This is a genomic window from Streptomyces sp. SID1328 (assembly GCF_009865595.1).
In the GTDB taxonomy this organism is placed as follows: Bacteria; Actinomycetota; Actinomycetes; order Streptomycetales; family Streptomycetaceae; genus Streptomyces; species Streptomyces griseoluteus.
The window spans coordinates 1-11,283 of record NZ_WWKH01000557.1 but is presented as its reverse complement, the minus strand read 5'-3'; the positions used below and the strand labels follow the sequence as shown (position 1 = coordinate 11,283).

The window sequence follows — 11,283 nt, the reverse complement described above, 5'->3', positions numbered from 1 at the left end:
GCCCACCGGCGCCCCGGACGGCTCCTGGCCCGCCGCCACCGCGCCCGTACTGGCCCTCGCCCTGGCCTGTGCCCCCGCCGCCTGGTGCGCCCACCTGCTCGACCTCGGCGCCCGCCGACGGCTCGCGGGCAGCCGGGGCCTGGAGGACTTCACCTCCGGGGCGCGCCCCCTGCTGCTCGGCGTCGTCGCGCTGTACCTGGCCGCCCTGACCGGCCTGCTCGCCCTCACCGGCGCCGTGCTGCACGAGGACCCGGCCTACCCGCAGGCCCTCACCCTGGGCGCCCTGCTGTTCCTCGCCCGCCTCCTCACCGCCCACCGGCACCGGCACGCGCCGGCCGTGATCCTGGGCGCGGCGGTGGCAGCCGAGGTGGCGGCGCCGGCGCTGGTGCTGAGCGGGCGGCTCCCCGACTGCGGCTTCCTCGCCGTGCCGGTGACCACGCTGGTCGACCCCGTGGGGGTGGCGGTGATCCCGGCCCTGAGCTGCGGCTGCGCGGCCCTGGTCCTCCTGGCCCACGCCCTGCGCACCCTCACCCGTGCCTCGGCCCACGCGCCCCTGGGGGGCCCGGAGTGAGGCACCCGCGCCCCGCTTCACCCCCACGGCACCGGCGCCCCACCGCCGCCCCGCCCTCTCCCCCCTCCATCCCTGAGACCTGCATCCCTGAGAAGGAGAACACCAGATGACCACCTCCCGACACGGAGTCACCGCAGTCGCCGGGTCCGTGGGAGCAGCCGCGGCGCACACCTCGGGGGCCGCTCTATGAGGGTCCTGCTGATCGGAGCCAACGGGTACATCGGCCGTTTCGTCGCCGACCGCCTCCTCGCCGACCCCGCCGTGCAGCTCACCGCGCTCGGCCGGGGCGACGACGCCGACGTCCGCTTCGACCTCGCCACCGGCAGCCCCGGCGCGCTCACCCGGTTCCTGGACGCCGTGCACCCCGGCGTGGTCGTCAACTGCGCCGGTGCCACCCGGGGCGGCGCCCGCGACCTCACCCGGCACAACACCGTCGCCGTGGCCACCGTCTGCGAGGCGCTGCGGCGCAGCGGCTGCGGGGCCCGGCTGGTGCAGATCGGCTGCGGCTCCGAGTACGGGCCGAGCCAGCCCGGCTCCTCCACGGCCGAGGACGCCGTACCCCGGCCGGGCGGCCCCTACGGGGTCAGCAAGCTCGCCGCGACCGAACTGGTCCTCGGCTCCGGCCTGGACGCCGTGGTGCTGCGCGTCTTCTCGCCCGCCGGACCCGGCACCCCGGCGGGGTCGCCCCTGGGGAGGCTCGCCGAGGCCATGCGCCGCGCCATGCAGGCGGGCGACGGCGAACTCAAGCTCGCCGGGCTCGGCGTCCAGCGCGACTTCGTCGACGTACGCGATGTCGCCCGCGCCGTGCACGCCGCCTCACTGTCCGCCGCACAGGGCGTGATCAACATCGGCTCCGGCCGTGCCGTACGGCTGCGTGACGCGGCCACGGTCCTCGCGCGGGTCGCCGGGTACGGCGGCGCGCTCAACGAGCTCGACGCGCCTCCCGGCCCGTTGCGGGGGCAGATCGCGCATCCGCGCGGTGACCTGGACCACGCGGTGCCGGTCGCGTACCCCTACCCGGACGGCTGCGGGAGCTGGCAGCAGGCCGATGTGCGCACCGCCCGCGACCGGCTCGGCTGGCGGCCCCGGATCAATCTGGAGGAGTCCCTCGCGGACATCTGGATGGAGGCGGCATGCCGCATCTGACCAGCGCGCCCGCCGTCACCGGCGTACGTACCGCGATCGGCGTCCCCGACTACGCGCACCCGCTGACCGCGCCCGCCCAGTGGGCCGAACTGGCGCGTCCCGGAACGCCGTTGGACTGGGTGGTGCTCAATGTCGCCGCCGGGCCGGGCGTCCGCCCCGACCCGCACTGCCTGGCGGCGGCGGGCCGGCTGCAGGGCGGCGGGGTCCGTGTCCTGGGCCACCTGGATCTCGCGCACGGCATGCGCCCCTTCGCCGACCTGGTCACCGACGCGCACCGCCACCTCGACTGGTACCGCGTCGACGGCTTCCTGCTGGAACGCTGTCCCGGTGACCGGACGGAACTGCCCGAGGTCCGGCGGGTGATCACCACGCTGCGCGCGCTCGCCGGGGACACCCACGTCGTGCTCGGCCACGGGGAGCACCCCTGTCCGGGGTACGCGGAGAACGCCGACCAGTTGGTGACCTTCCGGGGCTCCTGGGCCGACTACCGCTGGTCGCAGGTGGCCGAGTGGACCGCCGACTATCCGGCCGACCGCTTCTGCCACTTCGTGCACGGGGTGCCGCGCGGCCATCTGGAGGAGGCGCTGCGCATCGCGCGCTGGCAGGGCGCCGGGACGGTCTACCTCACCGACCGCACGGACCACGGCGGCCGGGCCAATCCTTGGGAGACCATGCCCGGCCACTGGGACGAATTCGTCTCGCGGGTCGGAACGGGTGTCTCGGAATGAAGAAGGCCGTGGCAGTGTTACGGGAAGAACAACCCGTAGTGATCGACCGACCAACGGAGTCCCCGTGTCGCTGCCACCCCTGGTCGAGCCCGCTTCCGAGCTCACCGTAGACGAGGTCCGCCGGTACTCCCGCCACCTGATCATCCCGGATGTGGGGATGGAAGGGCAGAAGCGGCTGAAGAACGCCAAGGTGCTCTGTGTGGGCGCCGGCGGCCTGGGTTCCCCCGCGCTGATGTACCTCGCGGCGGCCGGTGTCGGCACGCTCGGCATCGTGGAGTTCGACGAGGTCGACGAGTCCAACCTCCAGCGGCAGATCATCCACAGCCAGGCGGACATCGGCCGCTCGAAGGCGGAGTCCGCGCGGGACACGGTCAAGGGCATCAACCCGTACGTGGACGTGGTCCTGCACGAGGAACGGCTCGAGGCCGAGAACGTGATGGAGATCTTCGGCCAGTACGACCTGATCGTCGACGGCACGGACAACTTCGCCACCCGGTACCTGGTCAACGACGCGTGCGTGCTGCTGAACAAGCCGTACGTGTGGGGCTCGATCTACCGCTTCGACGGCCAGGCGTCCGTCTTCTGGTCCGAGCACGGCCCCTGCTACCGCTGCCTCTACCCGGAGCCCCCGCCGCCCGGCATGGTCCCCTCCTGCGCCGAGGGCGGCGTGCTCGGTGTGCTGTGCGCGTCGATCGGGTCGATCCAGGTCAACGAGGCGATCAAGCTGCTCGCGGGCATCGGTGACCCGCTGGTCGGCCGCCTGATGATCTACGACGCCCTGGAGATGCAGTACCGCCAGGTCAAGGTCCGCAAGGACCCCGACTGCGCGGTCTGCGGCGAGAACCCCACGGTCACCGAGCTGATCGACTACGAGGCGTTCTGCGGCGTCGTCTCCGAGGAGGCCCAGCAGGCCGCGGCCGGCTCCACGATCACTCCCAAGCAGCTCAAGGAGTGGATCGACGACGGCGAGAACATCGAGATCATCGACGTCCGCGAGCAGAACGAGTACGAGATCGTCTCCATCCCCGGCGCCAAGCTGATCCCGAAGAACGAGTTCCTCATGGGCACCGCCCTGGAGTCCCTCCCGCACGACAGGCGCATCGTCCTCCACTGCAAGACGGGCGTCCGCAGCGCGGAGGTCCTGGCCGTCCTGAAGTCCGCGGGCTTCGCTGACGCGGTCCACGTGGGCGGCGGCGTGATCGGCTGGGTCAACCAGATCGAGCCGAGCAAGCCGGTGTACTGATCCGTTCCGGCCCCGAAGGCCCACGGCCCCCGATCATCCGGGGCCGTGGGCCTTCGCCGTGTTGCCGGCCGCCGAGGTGTTCAAGGCGGCCGGGTGGGCGCCTGGACGCAGGGTCGGCACGGGTCGCTGGAGATCCATGTTCGAACCCCTCGGGCTTGCCCTGCACGACACCGCAGAGACCTTCCTGCGCGAGTTCGGCGGCCTGACCGTGAACGTCGGCGGACCCGAAATCACCTGAGGTCGCCGAGATCCACCTCGCCCGGTTCGGCCCCGCACCCCGGGCCCTGGAGAACCTCGTGCTCGGCGTCGCTCCGCGCCCGATCGACGCGGGGTGGGGCCTGCTGGGAAGGCGTCTGTTTGCGTCTCGGCGGGGATGGGCAGCCCTGGACGGGGCTGACGGGGGAGTGGGGGAGCTGCGCGTGGACGGTGAGGGTGCGTCGGTTGTCATTTCGGTGGCCGCTGTGGTCATCAGTGTGCTGTCGCTGTATGTGGCCCGGCGGAAGGACCGCAGGGACGCGCTGCTCAAGCTGCACGAGTCGCTGATCAGTCCGGAGTTGCAGCACGGCAGGCGGACGGTGTTCCTGATGTACGAGCGGGGGGTGCGGGTGGAGGAGCTGAGCGGGGAGGAGTACGCCGTCGTCAATCGGGCGCTCGCGGCCTTCGACGTCGTGGGGCTCTACTGCCACAAGGGGTACGTGAGTGAGAAGGACGTCCTCGATTTGTGGGCGGTGCCGCTGGTCAGGCTGAAGTACGCGGGCAGGGCGTTCCTCGAGTACCGGGACGCGCAGGTGGCGGGAATGCCGACCTGGCCGCGCTTCCGGCGTCTGGCGGACCATGCGGAGACGTATCTGCGAGCGCGGGGCGTCGATGTCGCCCGGCTCACCGGGCCCACGCCGGGCGTGCCGGAGAGTCGTAGCGAGCCGTCGTAGGGCGGCCGTCAGGTGCACACCGTGTCGGGCTTCGGGACTTTGCCGGCCAGCAGATAGTCGTTGACCGCCTGCTGGACGCACTTGTTCTTGCTGTCGTATGCCCCGTGTCCCTGGCCCTTGTACGTGAGTTCGACGGCGACCCCCTTGCCGAGGGCGTCGGCCATGGCGCGGGCGCCCGCGTAGGGGGTCGCGGGGTCGCCGGTGTTGCCGACGACGAGGATGGGGGCGGAGCCGGGGGCGTGGACGTCGGGGTGGTCGGCGGCGCCGGGGACGGCCCAGTCGGTGCAGCTGGCCATGCCCCAGGCGAGGTAGTCACCGAAGACGGGGGAGGCCCCGCGGAAGCCGGGGAGCTTGGACTGGATGTAGGCCGGGGTGTAACGGGGCTTCTCGTCCGAGCAGTTGATGGCGACGTTGGCCGGGGCGATGTTGCTGTACTCGCCGTTCTCCGACCGTCCGTTCAGCGAGTCGGACAGCAGCATCAGCACCCTGCCGTCCCCGTCGTACGCCTGCTCGAGCCCCTCGGTGAGGTACTCCCAGAAGTCCTTGGAGTACAGCGCCTGCGCGATGCCGTTGGTCGCCGCCGTCTCGGTCAACTGGCGGGGGTAGATACCGGGGATGGGCTTCTTCTCCAGGTCCTTCAGCAGCTTGGCGATACGGTTCTTCACATCGTCCGCGGTGTCCCCGAGAGGGCAGTCCTCGACCTTGGAGGTGCAGTCCTCGGCGAAGTTGTCCAGCGCCAGCTGGAACCCGCGCGCCTGGCTGAGCGCCCCCTCCTCGGGCGTCTCGGTGGGGTTCACCACCGCGTCGAACACGGCCCGCCCCACGTGCTGTGGGAACAAGTGGGCGTACACGCCGCCGAGTTCGGTGCCGTACGAGATGCCGAAGTAGTGCAGCTTGGCGTCACCGAGCACCTGCCGCATCAGGTCCATGTCGCGGGCCGCGTCGGTGGTGCGTACATGGGGCAGGATCTTCCTGGACCGCTGCTCGCACGCGTCGTTGAACTTCTTTGTGCGGGCGACGAGTTGCCTCTGCTCGGCGGTGTTGTCGGGCGTCGCGTCCTGCTGGAAGAACGTGTCGAGCTGGGCGTCGCTCTCGCACAGCACCGGCGCACTGCGGCCGACCCCGCGCGGGTCGAAGCTGACCAGGTCGTACCGGGTGCGCAGGGCCGCGTAGTCCTCGCCGAACGCGGGCAGCGTGGTGACGCCGCTGCCGCCGGGCCCGCCGAAGTTGAAGACCAGCGAGCCGATCCGGTCCTTCGCCGGGCCGTCCGCCTTGGCGCGGATCAGGGCGATGCCGATCGTGTCGCCCTTGGGCCTGCCCCAGTCCAAAGGTGCCAGCATGGTGGCGCACTGCCACTTCGCGCCGCCGGGCAGTGGGGACGGTGCCGGGCCGCCGCCCTCCGCCTCGGAGGGGGCCGGACAGTCCTTCCACTGAAGCTTCTGCTTCGTCAGGTCCCCGTGCTCCGACCCGCCGCACCCGGCCAGCAGAGCGGCCATCAGCACGGCACTGGTCGTCAGGGCGGCCGCGCGCGACCGGGAAGGGTTCGGCATACAGCCATCCTCAGGGCGCGCCCGCGACTCCGCGCGGGGCACGGGCCGTAAGGAGTAAGGGGGCGACAGGGGGCGACAGCCCCTACGGGCCCCTGTAAGGGCAGGCCGGCCGGACCGGCGCTTCCTACAGGGCTCCCTTGCGGGTCAGGTGGTTGAACGCCAGCCACCCCGGCAGCACCGGCAGCCACAGCGTCAGCAGCCGGAACAGCAGCACCGCCGGAGCCGCCACCTCCTTGGGCAGCCCGACCGCGATCAGACCGACGGTCAGCGTCGCCTCCACGGCCCCGACCCCGCCCGGCGTCGGCGCCGCGGAACCGAGCGCGTTGCCCGCCAGGAAGACCACCGCGACGCTGGCGATGCTGATGTGCGCCGTCTCGTCGCCGAACGCCCGGATCGAGGCGTCCAGGCACATCACGAAGCACCCGGTGAGCAGCAGCATGCCGCCGATGCCGGTGACCAGCTTCTGCGGCCGCTGGAGCACGTCCAGCATGCGCGGCACCACCCCGGCGAACAGCGACCGTACGCGCGTGACGACGAACTTCCGCAGCAGTGGCACCGACGTCACCACCAGCACCAGCACCGCGACCGTCAGCAGACCCGCGATGACCGTCCGGGACGGCGACAGCGACGGCGTCTTCTCGGTGCCGGTGAGGTAGCCGAAGGACAGCAGCATCAGGATGTGGCAGCCGAGACCGAACAACTGCGACGCGCCCACACTCGCCACCGCGAGCCCCGGCCGCACCCCCTGCCGCTGGAGGAACCGCGTGTTCAGCGCGACACCGCCGACCGCCGCCGGAGCGACGATCTTCACGAAGGAACCGGCGACCTGCGCCGCCACCGTCCGCACGAACGGCACCCGCTCCGGCACGAACCCGAGCAGCGCCATCGCGGCGGCCACGTAACTGAGCGCGGAGAACGCCACGGCGGCCGCCACCCAGCCCCACTGGGCCTGCGCGAACAGCTTGCCGAACTCGATGTGGGTGAGCTGGGTGAGCAGGAAGTACGCGCCGATCGCGCCCGCGATGACACTGATCAGGGTGCGCGGCCGGATGCGTTCCAGCCGGGCCGGCTCGACCGGGGCCTGCGGCCTGATCCGGAGCACCTGGTGCCGGATCTGAGTGAGCAGGTCCTCCTCGCGGGCCTCGTCGATCGCCTCGTCGATGGCCCGCTTCTCGGCCCGCTGCTCGGCGCGGACGGTCTTCTTGTCGGGCTTGCCAGGAGGCGCCGCGCCCTCCTCGGACGCCGCCTCCAGCCGGGCCTGCTTGGCCAGCCGGGACGACTCCAGCACCGCCTCCCGCTCCCGCTCCGCGCGCTCACGGCCCAGCTTGCGCAGAGTGGCGCGGGTGGAGCGGGTCAGCGCGATGGGCTGGAGCATCGGCAGGCAGTCGGCCACCGCGTCCGGGCCGAGCACCGCGACCGCCGCGGCCACGGCCCGCTCGGCGCCGACCCGCAGGCCGAGCGTGGTGAGCATCTGGGCCACGTCCATGCGCAGCAGCAGATCGCCCGCCGCGATCTCCCCGCCGCGCAGCTCCGCCAGGATCACCTTGCCGGAACGATCCACCAGTACCGCGTCGCCCGCGAGCCTGCGGTGCGCGATGCGCCGGGACTGCAGCGCGCGCACCTGGTGCCAGACCTTGTGCAGCAGCTCGTCGGTGATCTCGTCGTCGGCCAGCGAGCCCAGCGTGCGGCCCCCGGTGTGCTCGTAGACGAGGATGACCGCGTCGGGACCCAGCTCGGAGGTGGCGATCAGCTTGGGGGCGTTGGCGCCGGCCGCGATGGCCGCGTAGGCGAGGAGCGCCTCCTGCTCCAGGGCCTGTCTGAGGGACTGGAGGCTGGAGCGGGTGGCGAAGCCGCGCAGGGTGAGGTTGCGCCAGGCCCGGTAGAAGAAGCCCTGGGCCTGCTGCTCCCGGTCGACGACCGTGACGTCCAGCGGCGGGCCGTCCTCCAGGGTGACGAAGTAGCGCCGCCCCCGGTCGCCGTTCTCCGCCTCCGGGCCCTCCTCACGGACCGCGCTGACCGGGTGGAAACCGACGTGGCGCAGGCCCGCCATCAGGGTGCGGCCGGTGGGGCGGACGTTGGGGGAGCCGACTGCGTAGAGGGTGCCGTAGGCGACGGTCCAGCCGATGAGCACGGTCAGGATGATGGCGAACGGCGTGGTGTAGCCGGTGACCAGCATGGAGAACGCGTCGAGCAGCAGCACGATCCACAGCACCGCGCGCCAGCGGGGTCTGCGGGACATGCCGACGGCCGTCATATAGGCGATGACCGGCGCGAGATAGCCGTGCACCGGGTCGGTCAGCGCGTGGATGTCACCGGGCGCGGGCTGGGTGAGCGCCTCCTGGATGGAGTCGGGGGCGGCGCGGGCGACCCACAGGTCGGTGGCGAGGGTGACGCCGTGCGCGAGGACGGCCGCCAGGACACCGTCCGCGATCCGCAGCCCGTCGCGTTTGATCAGCCGCTCGATGGCGAAGGCCACCGGGACCAGCAGGATGGCGATGCTGGACACCAGCCCCGCGATCTTGATCAGCAGGTCGGGCGCCTGGCCGGTGCCCTTGTTGATGTCCTGTTCGAGCCCCGAGGTGGTGCCGTGCGCGAACGCGGCGATGGCGAGCAGCAGGGCGATCGCCAGCACGCCCACCAGGAGCCGCATGAGGTCGGAGGGGCGGTGCACGCGCGCGGGGAGCAGCGGTTCGTCGCCCTCGACCTCCTCCAGGACGTCGTCGGAGGGACGCCTGCGGGCGTACGCCCGCGCGGGGGCGTACGCGTCACCGCCCTCACGCGCGCGTGGGCCCGCGTCCTCGGCGGGGCCGTGGGAGGCGCCGGGGCGCGCGGACGCGCCGGAGGTGCCCTCCGCGTCGTCGTGCACACCCTGCTTGTTCATGGTCTCTTCTTGGTCTCGTATCACCAGTCACCGCCCGCACGATGGTGGCACGACTGAGGGGCGCGAGGGGGCATCAGGGTGTGGATGGGTGTGCGAAAAGTGCGATTGGGCGGAGTGCGGGCCCGTCCGGACACCCCTGGCCGGCCTCGTCCCATTGTCGTAGGCGTACGGCAGGATGGGGTGGATGAGCGAGCAGAGCCCTGCCGGGGAGGGGCGCCCGGACGAACTTCCGGAGTACGCCGAGCGCGTGCTCGACGTGGCCGAGCGGATTCCACCGGGCCGGGTGATGACCTACGGCGACGTCGCGGAGTGGCTGGAGGAGGGCGGGCCGCGCCAGGTGGGCCGGGTCATGGCGCTGTACGGGGGCGCGGTGCCATGGTGGCGCGTGGTGCGGGCCGACGGCGCGCTGCTGCCCGGCCACGAGCTGCGTGCCCTCGACCGGTACCGGGCCGAGGGCACCCCGCTGAAGCAGGCGTCCCGCGGCGCGGAGGGACATCTGCCGCGCCTGGACATGAGACAGGCCCGCTGGGACGGGAGCCCGGCGGACCACGGCTGACGGCCTCCGGCAAGGGTCGCGGCCCACATCCGCTCGTACGGGGGACACCGGGCACGTCCCCGACATGACGTACGTTCGTTGAGGCGGGAAGCCCCGGAGGCGCCCGCCTCTGTACGCCCCTACGACCACCCGCACCACCAGGACCGGCGAACCACGTGAGCACCACCTCCTCCACCGGACGCCTGCCGCACCCCCAGGGTCGGCAGGCGCCTCGTGGTGCCTACCGGCTGCTCCGCACCCCGCCCGTCCAGGCACCGCCGCCCCGCCCGAACGCCGCCCAGCGCGCGGTGATCGAGCACCGGAGCGGTCCGCTGCTCGTCCTCGCGGGGCCCGGTACCGGCAAGACCACGACCCTGGTGGAGTCCGTCGCCGCGCGCGTGGCCCGCGGCGGCGACCCCGAGCGCATCCTGGTGCTGACCTTCAGCCGCAAGGCCGCCGTCGAGCTGCGCGACCGGATGGCCCGGCGCATGGGCGCCGCCCGCGCGCCCCGCGCCACCACCTTCCACTCTTATTGCTACGCCCTGGTCCGCGCCCACCAGGACAGTGACCGCTTCGCCGAGCCGCTGCGGCTGCTCTCCGGCCCCGAGCAGGACGTCACCGTGCGGGGGCTGCTCGCCGGGCAGCCCGAGCTGGAGCGGCTCGGGCTCACGCATGTGCGCTGGCCCGACGACCTGCGCGCCTGCCTGACCACGCGCGGCTTCGCCGACGAGGTCCGCGCGGTCCTCGCGCGCAGCCGCGAGCTGGGGCTCGCGCCCGGAGCGCTGGACGCCTTCGCGCGCCGCATCGGACGCCCCGACTGGCGCGCGGCCGCCGCCTTCCTCGCCGAGTACCTCGACGTGATCGACCTCCAGGGCGTCATCGACTATGCCGAACTCGTCCACCGCGCGGTACTCCTCGCCCACCGCCCCGAGGTCGCCGAGCGCCTCGCCGCGTCCTACGACGCCGTGTACGTCGACGAGTACCAGGACACCGACCCCGCGCAGGTACGGCTGCTGCACGCGCTGGCCGGGGGCGGGCGCACCCTGGTCGCCCTCGGCGACCCCGACCAGTCGATCTACACCTTCCGGGGCGCCGACGTGAACGGCATCCTCGACTTCCCGGCCGCCTTCCCGCGCGCTGACGGCCGCCCCGCGCCCGTCGAGGTGCTGCGCACCTCCCGCCGCTCCGGGGCCGGCCTGCTGGCCGCGACCCGCCGGATCACCCAGCGCATGCCGCTGTCCCAGCTCCCCGCCGCGAAGCTCCGCGTCCACCGGGAGCCGACGGCGGTCCGCGAGGGCGGCCGCGTGGAGGTGTACACCTACCCGACCCCCGGCACCGAGCTGGACAACATCGCCGACATCGTCCGCCGCGCCCACCTGGAGGACGGCGTCCCGTGGAACGAGATGGCGATCCTCGTCCGCGCGGGCTCCCTCACCATCCCCACTCTCCGCCGCGCCCTCACGGCAGCGGGCGTCCCTCTGGACATCGACGGCGACGACCTGCCCCTGCGCCACGAACCGGCCGTCGCGCCCCTGCTGACGGCGCTTCGGGCGGTGGCGGAGGCGGAGGCGGGGTCCGCCGGGGCAGCCGACGAGGCCGAGGCCTCGGAAACCCCCTGGCTGGACGCCGAGACCGCCATCACGCTCCTCTCCTCCCCCCTGGGCGGCATGGACGCCGCCGACCTCCGCAGGCTCGGCCGG

The 11,283-nt window shown here is 72.8% G+C and carries 9 protein-coding genes and 1 pseudogene; 8 read left to right on the top strand and 2 right to left on the bottom strand.

The genetic code is table 11. The annotated features are described in order from the left end of the window. From GT030_RS17550 to GT030_RS17525, 6 genes and pseudogenes are all read left to right on the top strand, one after another. Nucleotides 1–571 (top strand): annotated as a pseudogene (locus tag GT030_RS17550) (hypothetical protein); the annotation flags it as partial. A gap of 186 nt (nt 572–757) precedes the next feature. Further along, the gene (locus GT030_RS17545) at nt 758–1,717 is read left to right on the top strand and encodes an NAD-dependent epimerase/dehydratase family protein (protein ID WP_161201907.1); all 960 of its coding nucleotides are present in this window, start codon (nt 758–760) and stop codon (nt 1,715–1,717) included. Beyond that, the gene (locus GT030_RS17540; RefSeq protein WP_161201906.1) at nt 1,705–2,445 is read left to right on the top strand and encodes a spherulation-specific family 4 protein; all 741 of its coding nucleotides are present in this window, start codon (nt 1,705–1,707) and stop codon (nt 2,443–2,445) included. Before GT030_RS17545 ends, GT030_RS17540 begins: the two co-directional genes overlap by 13 nt. 64 nt (nt 2,446–2,509) lie before the next feature. Further along, on the top strand, nt 2,510–3,688 hold the full coding sequence (moeZ, locus tag GT030_RS17535) for an adenylyltransferase/sulfurtransferase MoeZ (protein ID WP_161201905.1): 1,179 nt from the start codon (nt 2,510–2,512) through the stop codon (nt 3,686–3,688). 58 nt (nt 3,689–3,746) lie between these two features. After that, nucleotides 3,747–3,926 (top strand): SUKH-3 domain-containing protein, encoded by a 180-nt coding sequence (locus GT030_RS17530; protein WP_161201904.1) that lies wholly within the window; start codon nt 3,747–3,749, stop codon nt 3,924–3,926. A gap of 214 nt (nt 3,927–4,140) precedes the next feature. Next, nucleotides 4,141–4,617, top strand: coding sequence for a hypothetical protein (locus GT030_RS17525; protein ID WP_161201903.1), 477 nt, complete (start codon nt 4,141–4,143; stop codon nt 4,615–4,617). An 8-nt stretch (nt 4,618–4,625) separates the two neighbouring features. Here GT030_RS17525 and GT030_RS17520 read toward each other — a convergent pair whose 3' ends face one another. Continuing rightward, entirely contained in the window at nt 4,626–6,167 is a 1,542-nt protein-coding gene (locus tag GT030_RS17520) for an alpha/beta hydrolase (protein ID WP_161201902.1), read from the bottom strand. A gap of 124 nt (nt 6,168–6,291) precedes the next feature. Then, nucleotides 6,292–9,048: a lysylphosphatidylglycerol synthase transmembrane domain-containing protein gene (locus GT030_RS17515; RefSeq protein WP_161201901.1), complete on the bottom strand. Its 2,757-nt coding sequence runs from the start codon at nt 9,046–9,048 to the stop codon at nt 6,292–6,294. A gap of 184 nt (nt 9,049–9,232) precedes the next feature. Here GT030_RS17515 and GT030_RS17510 point away from each other — a divergent pair, with 184 nt between their 5' ends. Beyond that, nucleotides 9,233–9,604, top strand: coding sequence for an MGMT family protein (locus GT030_RS17510; protein ID WP_202460209.1), 372 nt, complete (start codon nt 9,233–9,235; stop codon nt 9,602–9,604). A 155-nt stretch (nt 9,605–9,759) separates the two neighbouring features. Next, nucleotides 9,760–11,283: ATP-dependent helicase (locus GT030_RS17505; RefSeq protein ID WP_161201899.1), on the top strand; the 1,524-nt coding region annotated here is incomplete at its 3' end.